General features: G+C 56.0%; 14 protein-coding genes. 9 read left to right on the forward strand and 5 right to left on the reverse strand.

What is annotated here, in order from left to right; translation table 11 throughout:
- Positions 1-28 precede the first annotated feature (28 nt).
- A complete protein-coding gene (gene iolD / locus N1689_RS16155; protein WP_260059426.1) occupies positions 29-1,969 on the reverse strand; it encodes a 3D-(3,5/4)-trihydroxycyclohexane-1,2-dione acylhydrolase (decyclizing) in 1,941 nt (646 codons plus the stop codon).
- A gap of 544 nt (positions 1,970-2,513) precedes the next feature.
- Between iolD and iolC the strand changes: the two genes are divergently transcribed.
- Together iolC and N1689_RS16165 are read left to right on the forward strand one after the other, a co-directional pair.
- Positions 2,514-4,427: a 5-dehydro-2-deoxygluconokinase gene (gene iolC, locus N1689_RS16160; RefSeq protein ID WP_222924885.1), complete on the forward strand. Its 1,914-nt coding sequence runs from the start codon at positions 2,514-2,516 to the stop codon at positions 4,425-4,427.
- Positions 4,428-4,999: 572 nt separating this feature from the next.
- Entirely contained in the window at positions 5,000-5,842 is an 843-nt protein-coding gene (locus N1689_RS16165) for a MurR/RpiR family transcriptional regulator (protein WP_010253340.1), read from the forward strand.
- Positions 5,843-5,940: 98 nt separating this feature from the next.
- Here the strand turns inward: N1689_RS16165 and iolB are convergent, their stop codons facing one another.
- Positions 5,941-6,759 carry a 5-deoxy-glucuronate isomerase gene (iolB, locus tag N1689_RS16170; RefSeq protein ID WP_161735564.1) on the reverse strand — a complete coding sequence of 273 codons (819 nt, stop codon included), beginning with the start codon at positions 6,757-6,759 and terminating at the stop codon, positions 5,941-5,943.
- A 112-nt stretch (positions 6,760-6,871) separates the two neighbouring features.
- Positions 6,872-8,377, reverse strand: coding sequence for a CoA-acylating methylmalonate-semialdehyde dehydrogenase (locus N1689_RS16175; protein WP_161735566.1), 1,506 nt, complete (start codon positions 8,375-8,377; stop codon positions 6,872-6,874).
- Positions 8,378-8,797: 420 nt separating this feature from the next.
- Between N1689_RS16175 and N1689_RS16180 the strand changes: the two genes are divergently transcribed.
- Positions 8,798-9,613 carry a TIM barrel protein gene (locus N1689_RS16180; RefSeq protein ID WP_260059427.1) on the forward strand — a complete coding sequence of 272 codons (816 nt, stop codon included), beginning with the start codon at positions 8,798-8,800 and terminating at the stop codon, positions 9,611-9,613.
- Between the two features lie 75 nt (positions 9,614-9,688).
- Here N1689_RS16180 and N1689_RS16185 read toward each other — a convergent pair whose 3' ends face one another.
- Positions 9,689-10,912 carry an MFS transporter gene (locus N1689_RS16185; RefSeq protein WP_260059428.1) on the reverse strand — a complete coding sequence of 408 codons (1,224 nt, stop codon included), beginning with the start codon at positions 10,910-10,912 and terminating at the stop codon, positions 9,689-9,691.
- A gap of 276 nt (positions 10,913-11,188) precedes the next feature.
- Here N1689_RS16185 and N1689_RS16190 point away from each other — a divergent pair, with 276 nt between their 5' ends.
- Positions 11,189-12,244: an AI-2E family transporter gene (locus N1689_RS16190; RefSeq protein ID WP_260059429.1), complete on the forward strand. Its 1,056-nt coding sequence runs from the start codon at positions 11,189-11,191 to the stop codon at positions 12,242-12,244.
- Here the strand turns inward: N1689_RS16190 and N1689_RS16195 are convergent.
- Positions 12,233-12,916 (reverse strand): FadR/GntR family transcriptional regulator, encoded by a 684-nt coding sequence (locus N1689_RS16195; RefSeq protein WP_222924881.1) that lies wholly within the window; start codon positions 12,914-12,916, stop codon positions 12,233-12,235. The two genes, N1689_RS16190 and N1689_RS16195, sit on opposite strands and share 12 nt — an antisense overlap.
- Before the next feature lie 148 nt (positions 12,917-13,064).
- Between N1689_RS16195 and uxuA the strand changes: the two genes are divergently transcribed.
- The 5 genes from uxuA to N1689_RS16220 all read left to right on the forward strand — a co-directional run bounded on the left by uxuA (position 13,065) and on the right by N1689_RS16220 (position 20,253).
- Positions 13,065-14,249 (forward strand): mannonate dehydratase, encoded by a 1,185-nt coding sequence (gene uxuA, locus N1689_RS16200; protein WP_260059430.1) that lies wholly within the window; start codon positions 13,065-13,067, stop codon positions 14,247-14,249.
- A gap of 287 nt (positions 14,250-14,536) precedes the next feature.
- Positions 14,537-16,144 (forward strand): EAL domain-containing protein, encoded by a 1,608-nt coding sequence (locus tag N1689_RS16205; protein WP_260059431.1) that lies wholly within the window; start codon positions 14,537-14,539, stop codon positions 16,142-16,144.
- Between the two features lie 426 nt (positions 16,145-16,570).
- Complete coding sequence (proP, locus tag N1689_RS16210) at positions 16,571-18,076, forward strand: glycine betaine/L-proline transporter ProP (RefSeq protein ID WP_161734137.1); 1,506 nt, start codon at positions 16,571-16,573, stop codon at positions 18,074-18,076.
- 127 nt (positions 18,077-18,203) lie between these two features.
- Positions 18,204-19,181 carry a porphobilinogen synthase gene (gene hemB, locus N1689_RS16215; protein WP_033734324.1) on the forward strand — a complete coding sequence of 326 codons (978 nt, stop codon included), beginning with the start codon at positions 18,204-18,206 and terminating at the stop codon, positions 19,179-19,181.
- A gap of 103 nt (positions 19,182-19,284) precedes the next feature.
- Positions 19,285-20,253 carry a sensor domain-containing diguanylate cyclase gene (locus tag N1689_RS16220; protein ID WP_161734135.1) on the forward strand — a complete coding sequence of 323 codons (969 nt, stop codon included), beginning with the start codon at positions 19,285-19,287 and terminating at the stop codon, positions 20,251-20,253.
- Positions 20,254-20,263 lie beyond the last annotated feature (10 nt).

A 20,263-nucleotide genomic window follows, 5' to 3' on the forward strand; every position in this document is an offset into this window, starting at 1 on the left:
GAAAACGGGCCGCAGCACGGCCCAGAAATCAGTATTTGCGCGCCTGCTCCAGATGGCTGTTGAGCTTGTCCGCCACCGCCTGAGCGCGTTCGGTTTTCGACGCCTGTGCTACGCCGACGTGCCACCAGCTGAAATATTTGTGGATCATGGTTTTTGGCAGCACTTTGATGTCGATAAGGGTAGAAACCGTCTGGGTGCGGGCATCTTCCAGCGCCGCTTTAAGCTGCTCCAGGCTGGTGACGCGATAAGTTTTGCAGCCATAACCGGCAGCAATGGCCGCGAAATCGACCGGGATAAAGCCACCGTCCAGCCTGCCGCTTTCCGCGTTACGGAAACGGAACTCGGTGGTGAAGCTGTCCATACCGTGTTCCATCTGCAGGTTGTTGATACAGCCGTTAGTCATGTTATCCAGCAGCACGACGTTGATCTTCGCCCTTTCCTGAATCGAGGTGACCAGCTCAGAGTGCAGCATCATAAAGGAGCCGTCGCCGACCAGCGCATAGACCTCGCGTTGCGGCTGCGCCAGTTTTGCACCCAGCGCGGCATTCACTTCATAGCCCATGCAGGAGTAGCCATATTCGACGTGGTAGGCGTTGTAATCTTTGGTGCGCCAGACGCGCTGCAGGTCGCCCGGCAGGCTGCCTGCGGCGGCTACCACGACCGCATCTTTCGGCAGTTGCTCATTTAAGGTGCCGAGCACGCTGCTTTGCGTCAGCAGTGACTGAGTCAGGCGGTTAAATTCTGCGAACACCGCTTCGCGATCGAGATGGTCAGCAATCTCCGGCACAAAGTCGCCATCGTGATATTCCACCTGATAGACGCGCTGCGTCTCTTTCAGCAGCTGACTCTGCGCCTGCTCAATCTGATTGCCCCAGTCATTGCTGTAGTGCTGTGAGGCCAGCGCAGCAGTGAGCGCGGTCAGCCCTTCACGGGCATCGGCCAGCAGCTGCACACCATCGAGCTTATAGCTGTCGAAGTTGCTGACGTTGATGTTCAGGAAGCTGACATCGGGATGCTGGAAAATCCATTTGGATGCGGTGGTGAAGTCGGTGTAGCGGGTGCCGATGCCGATGACTAAATCGGCCTCTTTCGCCAGCAGATTAGCGGCCAGACAGCCGGTTTCGCCTACGCCGCCGACATTCAGCGGATGGTCAGAGACCAGCGTGCCCTTGCCCGCCTGCGTCTCGGCAAAGGGAATCTGATAGCGTTCGGCAAACTGGCGCAGTGCCTCGCCCGCTTCGGAATATTTTACCCCGCCGCCGCAGATAATTATCGGCTTGCGCTTACGGTTAATCAGCGTCAGGGCATCCGCCAGCTGCGCCGCGACTGGCAGGCGGCGATCCAGACGGTGCACGCGTTTCTGGAAGAAGTAGTCCGGGTAATCCCAGGCTTCGCCCTGCACATCCTGCGGCAGCGACAGCGTGACCGCGCCGGTTTCGGCCGGATCGGTCAGCACGCGCATGGCATTGATACAGGCGGACATCAGCTGCTCAGGGCGGCTGACACGATCCCAGTATTTGCTGACGGCGCGGAAGGCGTCGTTAGTGCTGATGCTGAGATCGTAGCTCTGCTCAATCTGCTGCAGCACCGGATCGGGCTGGCGCGTGGCGAAGACGTCGCCGGGCAGTAGCAACAGAGGAATGCGGTTAGCGGTCGCAGTGGCGGCGGCAGTAATCATGTTAGCCGCACCCGGTCCTACAGACGAACTGCAGGCGATAATCTGACGGCGCAGCGACTGACGGGCAAAGCCAGTGGCAGCATGGGCCATGCCCTGCTCATTACGCCCCTGCCAGACCACCAGATCGCCGCTGTCCTGTTCCAGCGCCTGGCCCAGCCCCAGCACGTTGCCATGGCCGAAGATGGCGAAGATGCCTTTGACGAACTTCGTCTCAACGCCATCAACATCGATGAATTGATTATCAAGAAATTTAACCAGCGCCTGTGCCGTGGTCAGTCTGATTGTGCCCATGTTTCTTCCTTACATGCTGGTGGACCCCGACTTCCGCGACAGCGCGCCAGGCGTTGTCATTGGCGGAAAAGCGGCCGGAATAACTGAAACGTGAGGCGATTATAAACAAATATATTTTTCATAAAACACGATTACAGAAGAAACATTTCATTTTGCGAGTGAGATCAAATTTAACGATGGCAGCAGGACTGGCGAGCGATCACGACGGGGAAATCTGGAACGTTTAGCAGAGAGTGGTTCATGATGAAAAAATTCATTTCAATGCAGCAGCTTGCCTGACTGGCGTGCTGATTCCTGCGATCGCCTTCACAACCCTGACATACCGCACATCGTAGCAGCAGAGATCGTGCAGGTGGGCGGCAATCAGGAGTTTTACCTGGTTCACAAAATTGCGATGGATATTTCATTTCATATTGAATATGGAATTTTTATTCCTCATACTCCCCTCATAGTCAGCCAGATACCCACAGACCCGGAAGCAGAGCCTGCCTGGATCGGTTTTTTCGCCCACCAGCTCTGCGAATCACAGAAGGAAACCACAGGTATGAGTACACAACAGAAGCCGCTTGATGTGATTTGTATCGGGCGCATCGCCGTTGATTTTTATGGCCAGCAAATCGGAGCGCGGCTGGAAGATGTCACCTCCTTTGCTAAATATCTGGGGGGATCGTCGGGCAACGTCGCTTATGGCACCGCGATTCAGGGGCTGAAATCAGCGATGCTGGCGCGGGTGGGAGATGAGCATAATGGTCGCTTTCTGCGTGAGGAATTGCAGCGCGTGGGCTGTAACACCGATGCCCTGATCACCGATGCAAAACGCCTGACTGGCATGGTGATCCTGGGGATTAAAGATGAAGAGACTTTTCCGCTGATTTTCTACCGTGATAACTGCGCTGATATGGGTCTGGTGCCGGACGATATCGACGAAGCCTTTATTACCTCGTCCCGCGCGGTGGCGGTCACCGGCACGCACTTATCCCATCCGCAGACGCGTGAAGCGGTGCTGAAAGCACTGGATATCGCCCGCCGCAATGGCCTGCGCACGGCGCTGGATATCGATTACCGCCCGGTGTTATGGGGACTGACCTCTCTGGGCGACGGTGAAACACGTTTCATTGAGTCCTCTCAGGTCACGCAGCAGTTGCAGGAAGTGGTGCACTATTTCGATTTGATCGTCGGCACCGAAGAGGAGTTTCATATTGCCGGTGGCAGCACCGATACTCTGACTGCGCTGAAAAACGTGCGTCAGGCGAGCCAGGCGACGCTGGTCTGCAAACGCGGTCCGCTGGGTTGTGTGGTGTTTGAAGGTGAAATTCCGGATAGCTGGGAACAGACTCAGCTGCACACCGGCGTGCGCGTCGACGTGCTCAACGTGCTGGGCGCGGGCGATGCCTTTATGTCTGGCCTGCTGCGCGGCTGGCTGAATGATGAAGGCTGGGAGCAGGCGTGCCGTTATGCCAATGCCTGTGGCGCGCTGGTCGTGTCGCGCCACGGCTGTGCCCCTGCCATGCCAACCAAAGCGGAGCTGGATGATTTCCTGAGCCGCGACACAGAGGTGAAGCGTCCCGATCTCGACAGTCGTCTGAACCATCTGCACCGTGTGACTACCCGTAAGCAGCAGTGGCCGGAGCTGAACGTTTTCGCCTTTGACCATCGCAAACAGCTGGCGGATATGGCGCAGGAAGCGGGCGTTGATGAGAGCCGCATTCCACAGCTTAAACTGCTGCTGCTGGAAGCCGCTCAGCAGGCGGCCAGTGAGGCGGGACTAGAGAACAAAAGTGGCATTCTGGCGGATACCACGTATGGTCAGAAAGCGCTGAATGCCATCACGGGTAAAAAGTGGTGGATTGGCCGCCCAATCGAGCTGCCCAGCTCACGTCCACTGCGTCTGGAGCATGGCAACATCGGCTCGCAGCTAATCGACTGGCCCGCCGAACATGTCGTGAAATGTCTGGTCTTCTATCATCCACATGACAGTGCTGAACTGCGCAAAGAGCAGGACGATCTGGTGCTCGACGTCTGGAAAGGCTGCAATAAAAGTGGCCATGAGCTGCTGCTGGAAGTGATTCTTCCCGAGAGTAACCCGGATAAGAATGAAGCCTATTACCTCGATATACTGAGCCATTTTTACAGTCTGGGCATCCAGCCGGACTGGTGGAAACTGCCCCCGCTTTCCGCAGAGAGCTGGCAGGCGATCAGCGGTCTGATTGAGCAGCAGGATCCTCACTGTCGCGGCATTCTGTTACTCGGTCTGGATGCGCCCGAAGAGAAGCTTAAAGCGGGCTTCGCCGCGGCGGCCAAAGCGCCCTGGGTGAAAGGTTTTGCGGTAGGCCGCACTATCTTTGGTCAGCCTTCCCGCCAGTGGTTACAGGGGGAGCTGGACGATCAGGCGCTGATTGAGACGGTTAAAGGCAACTATCTGCGACTGATTGAGTACTGGCGCGCTGCCCGCGCCTGATTTCCTGCTCTGCCAGAGGCTGTCTCAACCGGGATAGCCTCAGACTGCTGACTCATTCAAAGCAGGGTGAATGTTGCCGCAACGAATAAGCTCAATGCGCAGGTAACACGGTCAGAGGAGGAAAGCGTCCCGCCGCCCGGATAAAAACGCCAGGCGTTTTTGAACAACGCAACGCGTTGGCCCGGCTACGGGCGCACCTCAGGGATGAGGTGCGTAATCGCGCGGGCCGAGCGGCCAGGGATGGCTTTAGCGACTTTCCGATCTGACCGTGTTACCTGAGCCTGCACAGTCTTACAGCGGGAAGGGGCACACTTTTCAACAATCTCACGCCATCCCAGCCGGGATGGCGTTTTTACTCGCATCCCTCTTCCCCTCACTGACTTTCCACGCCGGTTTTCATCCTGTTATGACCTGTGCAGAGGCGCGCCTCGGGCGCTGAGGCTAATCTGTGAACCATTTCATAAAGCCATGAAATAAACCGCATCGTTGACGCAAAGAAATGAAATTTTCCATCCATCTGATACTATAGCGCTCATTATGCAGCCATTATTCTAATGATACGGGCAGAAGTGATGAACAATAATCCCACCCAACTTTCTCTCTTGCAGGACGATATTCGTCGCCGCTACGAAACGCTGAGCAAGCGTCTTAAACAGGTTGCGCGCTACATCCTTGATAACAGTAACAGTATTGCTTTTGATACCGTCGCCTCAATTGCTCAGCAGGCCGATGTGCCGCCGTCGACGCTGATCCGTTTTGCGAATGCATTTGGCTTCAGCGGCTTCAACGAAATGAAACAGGTTTTTCGTCAGCACCTGATGGAAGAGACGGTCAATTATACCGAGCGCGCGCGTCTGTTTCGTCAGACCTCAACGGACGACAGCGCCAGTGCGCCTGAAAGTCCGGCGGAGATCCTTAACGTCTTTACCATGGTGAACAGCCAGGCGCTGCAGCAGCTGGCGATGCAGGTAAACCCTGAGCAGCTGAACAAAGCAGTGAAGCTGCTGAATGAGGCTGAGAACATCTATGTAATTGGCCTGCGTCGCTCGTTCAGCGTCGCCTCCTATCTGGTCTACGCGCTGCGTCATCTGGAGCGTCGTGCTTTTCTGATTGATGGTCTGGGCGGGATGTTCACCGAGCAGCTCAGCCTGGTTAACCCGAAAGATGTGGTGATTGCGATCAGCTACTCGCCCTATGCGCGTGAAGCGGTCGAGGTAGTCGAAATGGGAGCCAAGCGTGGCGCGCATCAGATTGCCATTACCGACAGTCAGGTCAGCCCACTGGCTGCCTTTAGCGATGTCTGTTTTGTGGTGCGAGAAGCACAGGTCGATGGCTTCCGTTCGCAGGTCGCCTCACTCTGCCTGGCACAGACGCTGGCGGTTTCGCTGGCGCTGAACAACGCAAAGACCAGCTGAGTTTCACACACAAAAAAGGGCAGCGCGACAGGCTGCCCTTTTTACTGATATGAACGCGGGTTATAAACGGTGATTGCTGTTTATTTTTCAGCGAAGACTTACGCTTTCCGTGGATAGCTGTCGCTGTTCACCCAGGCGTGATCTTTCTCCCAGGTAAATTTCCACAGCCGCACCGGCCCCGCCATCACGTTCAGATAGTAGTTGTTGTATCCCGCCAGCGTCGCTACCGGATGATAGCCGCGCGGTACCATCACAACGTCGCGATTATAGGGTGCCATACAGACATCCAGGGAACGGTCGTCGGTGTAAACGCGCTGCATGGCAAAGCCAGGTTCCGGATCGAAACGGTGATAGTAGGTCTCTTCCAGGTAGGTTTCGTTTTCACTCTCCTCCTGGTCGTGCTTGTGGCTGGGATAAGAGCTGGTATCGCCCTCGTTGGTATAGACTTCCACCACCAGCAGGCTATCAGCCGGTTCATTGTCAGGCAGGATATTGTGAACCAGGCGCTGATTGCGCCCTTTTCCGCGATGCTCAACACCGACATCGGCTGGCGCAATCAGTCTTGCAGGCAGATTGCCCTGACCGGGTGCGTTACAGACAGCCAGCTCAAGATCGCTGTCAGCATAGACTTCCACTTCATCATCATGCGGCACATACACAGAATATGGCGGCACACGTTCGAAAGGCGACATGCGCTTACCGATGCCGGGAAATTCAGCATGGCGGGTTTTCACCGAGGCCAGCCCGGCCACCAGCACCAGACACAGCTCTTTATCACCGCTGGTCAGACGCAGGGTTTCCCCTTTTTTCAGCAGATAAGCATCAAAGCCAACATAACGCCAGCCAGCGCGCTCAGGCGTCACATGCTGGATACGACCCTGTGCGTCAGGGGCCTGTGCTTTCGACAGTAAAGACATCCTGATCCTCCTCTCTGTCACGATTGACGCTGCGGTAGGCTCACGGGCGAGGTGCCAGCGAACAAAGCGACCGGCAGACTCTCCTGCCGGTCGCGATCAGCGTTGAAATAGATCAGCCTAAGGTTGGCATACTGAATTCAGACACGGTCTGCTGACCGGACGGCCAGCGCACGGTGGCGGTTTTCATACGGGTATAGAAGCGCACGCCATCCGGCCCGTGAACATTGAGCGCGCCAAACACCGAACGTTTCCAGCCACCGAAGCTGTGAAACGCCATCGGTACCGGAACCGGCACGTTAACACCGACCATGCCCGCTTCAACGTTCTGCACAAACTCACGCGCGGTGTGACCGTTGCTGGTGAAAATGGCGCTGCCGTTACCAAACTCATGGCTGTTGACCAGTTGCAGCGCGCTGTCGTAGTCCGGTGCGCGCATGATGCTCAGCACCGGCCCAAAAATCTCTTCACGCCAGATCACCATCTCAGAGGTGACGTTATCAAACAGCGTGCCACCAACGTAGTAACCTTCGGCGTGGCCTGCAACCTGAACGTTACGGCCATCGACCACCAGCTTCGCGCCTTCCTGCTCGCCTTTATCGATGTAACCCAGCACCTTCTTCTGGTGTGCAGCTGAGACAACTGGCCCCATCTCATTTTCTTCGGCACCCTGATTGATCCCAGGGCCGATCCGCAGCGCTTTCACCAGCGGCGTCAGACGGGCAATCAGTTTGTCGGCAGTATCATCGCCCACCGCGACCACCACTGGCAGCGCCATGCAGCGTTCACCGGCCGAGCCAAATGCGCCGCCCATAATCGCGTTAACGGTGGCATCCAGATCGGCGTCCGGCATAACGATAGCGTGGTTTTTCGCCGCGCCAAACGCCTGCACCCGCTTGCCGTGGGCGCTGGCGGTTTTATAGATATGTTCAGCCACGCCCGATGACCCGACGAAGCTCACCGCAGCAATGCGCGGATCTTTATAGAGCTGTTCAGCATCTTCGTTAGAGCTGTGCACCACGTTGAATACGCCATCCGGCAGACCCGCTTCGGTCAGCAGTTCAGCCATACGCACGGCCGCAGACGGATCCAGCGCTGGTGGCTTCAGAACAAAGGTATTACCGCAGGCCAGGGCGATCGGGAACATCCACAGCGGCACCATTGCGGGGAAGTTAAACGGCGTAATACCCGCCACGACACCCACCGGCTGCATCAGCGAGAAGCTGTCAACGCCGCCGCCGACGTTCGGGGAATATTCACCTTTAAGCAGATGTGGAATCCCGCAGGCAAACTCAATCACTTCAATGCCGCGCGTCAGTTCACCTAACGCATCAGACCAGACTTTGCCATGCTCAGAGACAATCAGCGCCGCCAGCTCATCACGATGCTGCTCCATCAGGGCTTTAAAGTTAAACAGAACGCGGGCGCGACGCAGCGGCGAGGTTTTTGACCAGGCAGCAAATGCGTCATGTGCGACACCAATCGCCTGAGCCACTTCATCAGCGGTACTTTGCGTCAGTTCACGTACCACTTTGCCGGTTGCCGGATCGTAAACAGGAATGGTTTCGTTGCTGGCGCTGAACGTCGTTTGGCCGCCAATAAAGTTACCTATGATTGTCATGATGTTGCCTCTTAAGATGGTTAAGTTCCCTGCAGACGGGCCCTGTGGCCTGCCACACTGCCTGACCAGGCAAACCTGAAAGCGTGCTATGAAGCTATTACAGTGGAATAAATTTTTCAAATAATTCTTTTTGGAAAATTTGCTTTTAGCGGCACGGATCGCATTTTTGCCGCCCTTCAGCGCCTGACGATGTCCCGATGGCAGGAGGCGTTTAATAGCACTCAGCCTTAGCCTGACAGGCGAATAGCAGAGGTGGTGAGAGCTGGTATTCCTGCGACGTTGCTCCAGCGTTTATGCATCAGACTGAAACGGAATATGAAATTAATGCGAGACCGATCTAATAATTTGCATTTCATAATTCACTATCAATGAAATAAATGTTTTCTTTAGCCCATCATTCTCCTGTCCCGGAGTCAGCGCATGGCTATCGATCCCACCCGTTTCTGTATCAACCGCAAAATTGCGCCCCGGCTCTCGCTGGAGGCCTTCTTTCAGCTGGTTCAGCGTCTGGGGCTGAGCAAGGTCGAACTGCGTAATGACATGCCGGGCGGCAGCGTCACCGATGATCTCAGTACCGTTCAGCTGCGCGCCCTTGCCGATAAGTATCACATCGATATCGTCACGATTAATGCGCTCTATCCGTTTAACCGGATTGATGACGCGCTGCTGACGCGGGCCGAGTCGCTGTTACAGACAGCACAACAGATTGGCGCAAAGGCACTGGTGATGTGTCCACTGAATGAGGGAATTACCGTGTCGCCTCAGCAGACGCAGGCGGCGATGCAGAAGCTGGCGCCGCGCTTTGCCCATTACGGTATTCAGGGTCTGGTCGAGCCGCTGGGGTTTCCGGTCAGCTCACTGCGTTCGATCGTGCAGGCGCAGGAATTGATCGCAGAGGCAGGCGTGCCCTTTAAGCTGCTGCTGGATACCTTTCATCATCATCTCTATGAGCAGGCTGAACAGGAATTTCCGACAGGTATCGATATTGACCAGATTGGGCTGGTGCATCTTTCGGGCGTGGAAGAGCGGCGTCCGACTGCCGAACTGACCGACGACGAACGGATCATGCTGAGTGACAACGATGTGCTGAAGAGCGTGGTGCAGGTTAAACGGCTGGAAATGCTCGGCTACAAAGGCGTCTACGCCTTTGAGCCGTTCTCCGGTCAGCTCAACAGCTGGACCCCGGCGGAGATTGAACGCCAGATCCGCCACAGTATTGAACTGCTGCAGGCCTGAAGCCTGTTTCAGCCATAATTTATACGTTTATCTGTGTCTGAAAAGACGTTATGGCCCACTGCTGGGCCATTTTTTTTATCCTGAACTCTCGTCCGTTACTGACGCTGAAGCGTGACGCCGCTGCAGACGCAGCGTGCAGAAAAACGCGACGCAGACCAGCAATCCCGTGAGCAGATAGACGCGTGAAACATCCGCATAATTCATGATGAACCCGGCCAGTGGCCCGGTTATTCCCAGCGACAGATCCATAAAAGCGGTGTAGGTCGCCAGGGCGCTGCCCTGATTCTGCTGCGGCACTACTTTTACCGCCACCACACCCAGCGCCGGGAACACCAGTGAGAATCCGGCGCCGGTCAGAAACGCGCCCGCTTTTGCCATCCAGGGATCACCCGCTGCAGCGACCAGAAAGAGTCCGGCAGCCTCAACCGCCAGACAGACGCTGGCGACCCGCAGGCCACCATGGCGGTTAATTGCATTCGGAAACAGCAGGCGCGCCCCGACGAAAGCAGCGCTGAACAGGGAGAGCGCAAAGGCGGCCCCTTCCCAGCCTTTATCCTGATAGAACAGCGTGATAAAGGTGGCAATCACGCCGAAACCTGCCGATCCCATCGCAAGAATTGCGCCAAAGCCAGCGATTTTCCCCAGCACCGCCCGAAACGGCAGCGGTCTGGCGCGGCTGGCTTTTACCGCCGGACGCGGGACCGCGCAGACGATGCCGACCACGCAGATGGCCACAATCACCAGTGACAGCCACAGCAGCCCACCTGCCCGGAAGATCACCACGCCCAGCGGCGCGCCTATCGCCATCGCACCGTAGGTGACGATGCCGTTCCAGGAAATCACGCGGCCAATGTGCAGTGACCCCACCCGCGCCACCCCCCACAACGAGGTGCCGGTGCCAGTAAAGCTCTGGCCCACACCCAGAATCAACCGGCCCACGCAGAGCAGTATCAGGCTCCACACCGGTGATGCGATCAGCGCCGCCAGCAGAATACACAATCCGCTAATCAGACAGCCCACCAGACCGGTCACCACCACTTTCTTTGGTCCCCAGAGATCGGCATAGCGCCCGGCGTGTGGCCGGCTCAGCAGTGTTGCCACATATTGCAGGCTGATCACCACGCCCGCCCAGAATGCGCTGAAGCCCAGCTGGTCATGCACCCAGCCAGGCAGGACCGCCAGCGGCAGACCAATAGTGAGATAGCTGGCAAAGTTGTAGACGACGATAGAGAGGATCAGCAGCGAGATATTCAGGCTTCCGGATGGAGCATTCTGTTCCGCTGCAGGCTGTTCAGGCATAGGTTCTCGCGCGTAGTTGGCTGAATGATAAGGTTTATCCTTTAACTATACCCGCTTTCGTCACTGGCGCATCCCAATGGCTCGGTTATCGGGCAGCAGAACGCGGCGTAAAAACAGGAACAGCAGGGCGTCGCGGCCCTGGCGTCATAGCTGAGTGCGATGGCGCTGATTACCTCGCTATTATGCCGCCGCGCTTTACCGTTTCTCTGATAAATCAGATTGTTAATTTTCTTTCAGCTACACTTCCAACAGCCAGATTACGTCACGGGAGAGGCAATGAGCGAGCTGCAACGGGAAAAGATTGGACAAAATATTCTGATAAAACTGGCAATGCTGGTCATCATTCTTGCCGGGGTTCGGGCCGCGTCCGATATTCTGGTCCCGCTTCTGCTGGCGGCGTTCTTTGCCATTGTGCTGAATCCGTTGGTGACAATGCTGATGCGTCGTGGCTTCCGCCGTGGACTGGCGATTGGGCTGGTCATTACTGTGATCTTCTGCGGTATTCTGCTGCTGGGTGCCATCATCGCCAGCTCGATGAGCGAGTTTTCTGATCTCTACCCGCAACTGCGCGCCACCATGGAGCAGAAAATGACGGTGTTGCAACATCTGGCGGCGGGTTTTCATCTCAATATTTCTACCGATGCGCTGGTACAGCGCTTTGACCCGAATACCATGATGAACCTGGCGAGCGTGGCGCTCAGCGGCTTTTCCGGCGCGATGACCAATACCGTGCTGCTGGTGCTTACCGTGGTCTTTATGCTGTTTGAGGTTCATCACCTGCCTTACAAAATGCGTAACGCACTGGTAAATCCCAAAATTCGCATCGCCGGGCTGCATAAGGCGCTGAAAGGTGTAACGCACTATCTGGCGCTAAAAACCCTGGTGAGTCTCATCACCGGCATCGCCGTCTGGCTGAGTCTCTATCTGCTGGATGTAAAGTTCGCGCTGCTGTGGGGCGTCGTGGCATTTATCCTCAACTATATTCCTAATATCGGCCCGATTATTGCCGGCATTCCGCCTTTTCTGCAGGCGCTGTTACTGAACAGCCTGTTTGATGCCGCGATGGTGGCAGCGCTGTTTACCGCGATTCATATGGTGTTTGGTAACATGCTGGAACCGCGTCTGATGGGTCGCGGCCTGGGTTTATCAACGCTGGTGGTATTTCTGTCACTGGTCTTCTGGGGCTGGCTGCTCGGACCGGTCGGCATGCTGCTCTCGGTGCCGCTGACCAGCATTACCAAAATCCTGATGGAGACCACGCCGGGCGGCAGCCGTCTGGCGATTATGCTGGGCACCGGACGACCTAAACGCATTCGGGGATTAACCAAGTAGCCGCTGCTGGACGTGCTGCAGATGGCTCTCCATCGCCTGGCGGGCTACTGCTTCGTCGCCTGCCACAATCGCGTCGGCGATTTGCTGATGGTCAGCGTTCATCGCCTGCGCAAAGCTGTTATCGGCATAATGGCGTTCCAGCCGCTGCACGTGTGGGCTGTGACGCCGGTTCCAGAGCTGCTCCAGCAGGTCGCGTAACACGTCATTGCCACTCATCTCGCCGATCAGCAGATGAAAGCGTTTATCCTGCTCCAGAAACGCCGCGTCGTTTTCATTGTACTGCTGCAGTTCAGCGGTCAGCGCCAGCAGTGCCTCCCGCTGCACGGCGGTTCCGTTACGGGCGGCAAATCCTGCCAGCATGCCTTCAAAGGCTTCACGCGCCTGCAAAAGGTCCTGCAGGCTGCAGGTTTCACTCTCCTGCGGGATTGCGGCCTGTGGCAGTGGCTGAGCGACGTAAACACCGTTGCCGGTACGGATATCGACCCAGCCGGTCATCTCCAGCGCAATCAATGCTTCACGCACTGACGAACGGCTGACACCCAGCTGTTTTGCCAGCTCGCGCTCGGGCGGTAACAGGCCGCCCGCCACAAAATCACCGCGCGCGATACCGGCCATAATGGCGTTGGCGATCTGACGGTACAGGCGCTCCGTTTTAATGACTGGCAGGTTCATTACCTTCTCCTTTTATTCCGCATAAACCGCTCACTTGCCGGATGCAGTTTGTCATGCTGCGATCCGGATCACGGCCCTGTTTTGCCCTCTATCATACTCTTGGCCCAGCGGCCTGACCACTGGGCCGCATCACAGTTGAGGAGTAAAAATGGAACATACATGGCGATGGTACGGTCCGAACGACCCGGTCTCCCTGGATGATGCCCGTCAGGCGGGCGCAACCGGTATTGTGACGGCGCTGCACCATATCCCTAACGGCGAAGTGTGGCCGGTTGAGGAGATTAAAGCGCGTCAGGCGCTGCTGGCGGAAAAAGGTCTGGTCTGGTCGGTAGTGGAGAGCATTCCGGTTCATGAGGCGATCAAAACCCAGCGCGGTGACTACCTTCGCTATATCGCCAGCTATCAGCAGTCGATACGCAATCTGGCCGCCTGCGGCATTGATACCGTCTGCTACAACTTTATGCCGGTGCTGGACTGGACGCGCACCGATCTCGCCTGGACGCTGCCGGATGGCGCAAAAGCGCTACGCTTCGACGCCGACGCTTTCGCCGCCTTCGAACTTTATCTGCTGCAGCGTCCGGGTGCGGAGCAGGATTACAGCGCGGCTGAACAGCAGGCCGCCGCTCAGCGCTTTGCCGCCATGAGCGCTGAAGAGAAAAGCACGCTGGTGCGCAATATTATCGCCGGTCTGCCTGGAGCCGAAGAGGGTTACACGCTGGAGCAGTTCCAGGCACAGCTGGCGCAGTATGACGGCATCGACAAAGCAACACTGCGCGAGCATATGGCGACTTTCCTGCGCGCCATTGTGCCGGTTGCCGAAGAGGTGGGTATTAAACTGGCAGTACATCCGGACGATCCACCGCGCCCGATTCTGGGCCTGCCGCGCATTATCTCTACCCAGGAAGATATGCAGTGGCTGAAGGACACCGTGGACAGTCTGCACAACGGTTTCTGTTTCTGTACGGGTTCCTATGGCGTGCGTGCCGACAATGCGCTGCTTGAGATGGCGGAAACCTATGCCGACCGCATTAACTTTGTCCACCTGCGCGCCACAAAACGCGAGGATAACCCCAACAGCTTCCATGAAGCCGCGCACCTGGCGGGCGACGTCGATATGGTCGGTGTCATCAGGGTCATTCTGGCGGAAGAGCAGCGGCGTCGCCAGGCAGGCAATCAGCGAGCGATTCCGATGCGTCCCGATCACGGCCATCAGATGCTGGACGACCTGCATAAGCGCACCAATCCCGGTTATTCCGCCATTGGCCGGCTGAAAGGACTGGCTGAACTGCGCGGCGTTGAAGTGGCGCTGAAACAGATCTATTTTGCTGATTGAGAAACACGTTTACCCTGCGCCCGCTCTCAGGCGGGCCAGGGTCTCCCCGGGCTACCGCAAGTGATTCGCCCTTTTGCCGCGCCTGTCGTCCCTGCTCATCTGATTTTTTTGCTGAATACCAATAAAGGCAAAACAACCTGTCATTAAATGCAAAGTCTGGTCGATAATTGACCTGAGTCAGTTCAGTTGATGGCAAAAACGCTAATCTGCACCGCCCGGAGAAATGCTATGCTGCGCCACTGATTAGCCCCTCCGTATAATACCAATAATATCCAGAGGATTTAGCGGTGCCGCTACTAAAACGAAAACGCGACTACGCCAGGCTGGTGATTATTATCTCCGGTGTGCTGCCTCTGATTATTGGCATTTTTTTCACCGCCCTTGATGCGCGCCATACCGTTCGGCAGCAGCAGGTGAGCGCGGCAAACACCCTATTATCTCAGGCCGAGAGAATGAGCGACAGCGCGTGGGATATGATTACTGAGCTGCGCCAGTTTCAGCATCAGTCATGCCGCCAGATTGAAAACCAGTTGCAGCGCATCGGTTCGCTGAATCCCTATTTTCGCGCCGTCGGTAAGATGGAAGAAAACAGAATTGCCTGCTCTTCAGCCTATGGTACAAAACCGGGTTCTCTGAGCGATATGATCATGCGTGACGCGCCGGTCACCGGAAAAGCCTGGTGGAGCCTGTCGATTGCAGGAACCACAGGTGTGCCGGATCGTCCCGCAGTGATTTTTATGCGCGATCTGCCCGATGGTGAGGGATTCTGGGCAGTGATTGATGGCCAGTATCTCATCGATTTTATGCGCGCTATCAGCAGCACCCATCTCTATCATTTCAGCATGGAGTTTAACGACGGCGCGCCGATCTCGTTTGGCGATCCGCAAATCGCCCTGTCCGGCTGGTTTGAACCGCTGATTTATCAGGCCGGCTCCAGTCGATATCCGCTCTCTGTCACCCTTATTGCCTCACCCTCTGAGCTGATCTCGGCATGGCGTCAGGTGATGTTTATCATCATGCCGATGGCGATAATTTTCTCTATTCTGCTGATGATGCTGATGGCGAACTGGCTGCAACGACGTATTTCCTGGCGCGATGAGATTCGACGGGCCATCGCCAGCGGCCAGTTCAGGGCGCACTATCAGCCCGTCTATGACAACCGACAGCAGCGCTGCAGCGGCGCAGAGGCACTGCTGCGCTGGACAACACCGGACGGTAACGGGATCCGGCCCGATATTTTTATCGGTGCCGCTGAAGCGGAAGGCATGATTGTGCCGCTGACCCGTCATCTGCTCGATTTAATTGCAGCGGATGTGCAGGCGTGGCAGGTTGAGCCAGGCTTCCATCTGGCTATCAATGTAGCGGCCGATCATCTGCAGCATCCGGATTTTGTCGACGATATGCTGCACTTCGCCGGGCGGGTAAAAGAGAAGCAGTTCCTGATTACCCTGGAGCTGACCGAACGCAGCCTGATCAAAGACGGCGTTGAGGTAGCACGCAAACTGGAGCAGCTGCGCGGTTGCGGAATGAAAGTCGCGATTGATGATTTTGGTACCGGTCACTGTTCGCTGAGTTATTTACAGACCTTTACGATGGATTATCTGAAGATCGATCGCGGCTTTATCAACGCGATTGAATCCCTGGAGGGCAGAACCCCGGTACTGGATGCAATCATTCAGCTCAGTCATGAGCTTGAGCTGGAAGTCCTGGGGGAAGGCGTCGAAAACGCATTGCAGTTCAGCTATCTGCATCGGCGCGGCGTAGTCTTTATCCAGGGCTATTATTATGCCCGCCCGATGGACAACGCGGCGCTGATCGCCTGGCTCGCCAGGCAGGGCGAACAGCCGGTTAAAGCGGATCATGCCTCTGAGACTCATCAGACAGTCAGCCTCTGAACCGCCCCTGAACTTAACAGGCTCGCCGCGCAATATCGGCGTCTAAGCGTCTTTGTTAAGCCGCCTGGCTTACTGCCATCCGGCTCTGTATAGCGAATAACCACCTGCGGCGTCGGTATCGCCGCGCATCACCCTCAATTTGCTGAAAAAAACGGCGGTTGTCACGCAGCGTGATAATTTTTTTCGCAGCTAATCAGCCGCATCAGTGGTAAAAATAGCCTGTATGTAGCCCAAACATGACAGATATCACACAAAAACGGTATACTCTGTCGCTGTTCGCAATAATCACAACAGTAATTATTGTGTCAGTGAGCGCGTAAACCGCGCTTATTTGAAGCTATGCTTAAATTTCTCAACGCAGCGGTCTGATGACTCACCGCGGCTCGCGCCGTTGAGGACTTTCGTGTTCCATTACAGGGTAATTCTATGAAATTGCGTAGGAAGCGTGTAAAACCAATTGGGATCGATGATGTGACTATCATCGATGATGCCCGTTTACGTAAAGCCATCACCGCGGCCTCTCTGGGGAACGCGATGGAGTGGTTCGACTTCGGTGTTTATGGCTTTGTGGCCTATGCACTGGGTAAAGTCTTCTTCCCGGATGCATCACCAGGCGTGCAGATGATCGCCGCGCTGGGTACCTTCTCTGTCCCCTTCCTGATCCGTCCGCTAGGTGGTCTGTTCTTCGGTATGCTGGGCGACAAATATGGTCGTCAGAAAATTCTCTCTATCACCATCATCATCATGTCGGTCAGTACGTTCTGTATCGGCCTGATACCCTCCTATGCCTCCATCGGCATCTGGGCACCGATTCTGCTGCTGTTAGCCAAGATGGCACAGGGCTTCTCGGTAGGCGGTGAATATACCGGTGCGTCTATCTTTGTGGCCGAATATTCGCCTGACCGTAAACGCGGCTTTATGGGAAGCTGGCTCGACTTCGGTTCGATTGCGGGCTTTGTGCTCGGCGCGGGCCTGGTCGTGCTGATTTCCTCTATTATCGGGGAAGAGCGCTTCCTTGAGTGGGGCTGGCGTCTGCCGTTCTTCGTCGCGCTGCCGCTGGGCATCATCGGTCTTTACCTGCGCCATGCGCTGGAAGAGACCCCGGCATTCCAGCAGCATGTGGACAAACTGGAACAGGGCGACCGTGAAGGCCTGCAGGATGGTCCGCAGGTTTCATTTAAAGAGATTGCGACCAAACACTGGCGCAGCCTGCTCTCCTGTATCGGTCTGGTTATCGCCACGAACGTCACCTACTACATGTTGCTGACGTACATGCCGAGCTACCTGTCGCACAACCTGCATTACAGCGAAGATCACGGCGTGATGATTATCATCGCCATCATGATTGGTATGCTGTTTGTTCAGCCGATGATCGGCATGATGAGTGACCGTTTCGGCCGCCGTCCGTTTATCATCATCGGCAGTATCGCCCTGCTGGTCTTCGCGATTCCCGCCTTCATGATGATCAACAGTGGCGTGCTGGGCCTGATTTTTGGTGGTCTGCTGCTGATGGCGGTGATCCTCAACGCCTTTACCGGTGTGATGGCCTCGTCACTGCCTGCGATGTTCCCGACGCACATCCGCTACAGTGCGCTGGCGAGTGCGTTTAACATCTCGGTACTGGTTGCCGGTCTGACGCCAACGCTGGCGGCCTGGCTGGTAGAAACCACCAACAACCTCTACATGCCAGCCTACTATCTGATGGTGGTCGCGGTGATTGGTCTGATTACCGGTCTGTTCATGAAAGAGACGGCGAACAAGCCACTGAAAGGTGCCACGCCGGCCGCCTCAGACATGGAAGAAGCGCGCGAAATCCTGCAGGAGCATCACGATAACATCGAGCACAAAATCGAAGATATCGACGAAGAGATTGCCCGCCTGGAAGCGAAACGTAAAAACCTGGTGCAGCAGCATCCGGATATCAACGAGTAATCGTTCTGCTCTCCCGCCGCCCGGCGGGAGAGTTCTTTTCCCCTCTTATTACCGCACACAAACCTTCATGCCTCGCAGACAAAGAGAGTAAACTGTAGCCACTTTTTTCACCTGCTTAAGAATGAAAATGTCTGATTATTCCCTTATCCAGCGCCCAAGACGATTGCGCGCCAGCGCTTCAATGCGTGAAATGTTCCAGGAGTCTTCTCTGAGCCTGAACGATCTGGCTCTGCCTATCTTTGTTGAAGAAGAAGTCGACGATTACAAAGCGATTCAGGCGATGCCTGGCGTGATGCGTATTCCGGAAAAACGTCTCGCCTATGAGATTGAGCGCATCGCCAAAGCGGGCATTCGCTCGGTGATGACCTTTGGTATTTCGCACCATACCGACGCGACCGGCAGCGATGCCTGGAACGAAAACGGTCTGGTGGCACGCATGTCCCGCATCTGCAAAGACACCGTGCCGGAAATGATTGTGATGTCTGACACCTGCTTCTGCGAATACACCAGCCACGGTCACTGTGGCGTGCTCTGCGATCATGGTGTCGATAACGATGCAACCCTGGCAAATCTGGGTAAACAGGCGGTGGTTGCCGCCGCAGCCGGTGCGGATTTCATTGCGCCGTCAGCGGCGATGGATGGTCAGGTTGAGGCGATTCGCCGGGCACTGGACGCGGCGGGCTTTACCCAGACCGCCATCATGTCCTACTCCACCAAATTCGCTTCATCGTTTTACGGCCCGTTCCGTGAAGCCGCCGGAACGGCGCTGAAAGGCGACCGTAAAACCTACCAGATGAACCCGATGAACCGTCGTGAAGCGATCCGTGAATCGTTGCTTGATGCGGCTCAGGGCGCGGATTCATTGATGGTGAAGCCGGCAGGTGCCTATCTGGATATCCTGCGCGACATTCGTGAACGTACCGAACTGCCGCTGGCGGCGTATCAGGTGAGTGGCGAATACGCGATGATCAAATTTGCCGCGCAGGCCGGTGCTATTGATGAGCGCAATGTGGTGCTTGAAAGCCTCGGTGCGATTAAACGCGCCGGTGCGGACCTGATTTTCAGCTATTTCGCCCTTGATCTCGCAGAACAAAAAGTGCTCTGATCCCCTCCTCATAAAGAGCGTGGTTGCTATGCCACGCTCTTCTTCTTCGCCGTAAGGCAAACACCAGAACCTGGCTTCAGCTAAAACAATAAAGGTCTCTGAGATGAAAGCACCTGAAATCCCTGCCGACGAGGCACAACGTTTATCGCAGTTGCGTGCGCTGAACATAATGAACACGCCAGCGGAGGAGCGGTTTGATCGTTTAACCCGCCTGGCGCGCCGCCTGTATGACGTTCCTATCGCGTTAGTCAGCCTGCTGGAAGCTGACCATCAGTGGTTTAAATCCGCTCAGGGCTATGAACCTAAAGGATCGCCCCGCAACATCTCATTTTGCGGCCACGCCATTCTTCAGGATGAGATCATGATCGTTGAAGATGCGCAAAAAGATGCGCGTTTTTATGATAATCCGCTGGTAACCGGTGAGCCGCACATTCGCTTTTATGCCGGCTGTCCCCTGCGTGCGCCGGGCGGTGCCAAAATGGGCACGCTCTGTATTATTGGCCGTGAACCGCGCCAGTTTAATGAAGAGGATCAGGCCACGATGCGTGACCTGGCCGCGATGGCTGAAGCGGAACTGGTCGCCTTTCAGACCGCCACCTGTGATGAGCTGACCCAGATTACCAATCGCCGCGGCTTTATGACGCTGGGGCAGATGGTGCTGAATGAGTGCCGGATGAAAAACCGGCCCGCCTGCCTGACCTTTCTCGATCTCGACAAATTTAAGCAGATTAACGACTCGCTGGGCCACCGTGAAGGCGACCGCGCGCTGATGGACTTTGCCGATGCGATGAAGGTGGTGTTTAAGCACTCCGATCTGTTTGCCCGTCTGGGCGGCGATGAGTTCGTGGTGCTGTTCAACGGCCTGCAGCAGGAGCAGAGCGAAGCATTGCTCGCGCAGTTTGACCGTTATCTGCAACAGCAGTCAGTCAGTCTGAATCGTCGTTATCGTCTGCAATTCTCGTCTGGCGTGGTGGAGTTTGACGCGGCGCATCCACAGTCGCTGGAGCAGTTGCTGCACGACAGCGATGAGCAGATGTACCTCAGGAAGAAGCAGAAACGCGTAGCGGTTTGAGATCAGGTGC

Source organism: Pantoea sp. XY16, from assembly GCF_025153065.1.
In the GTDB taxonomy this organism is placed as follows: domain Bacteria; phylum Pseudomonadota; class Gammaproteobacteria; order Enterobacterales; family Enterobacteriaceae; genus Pantoea; species Pantoea alfalfae.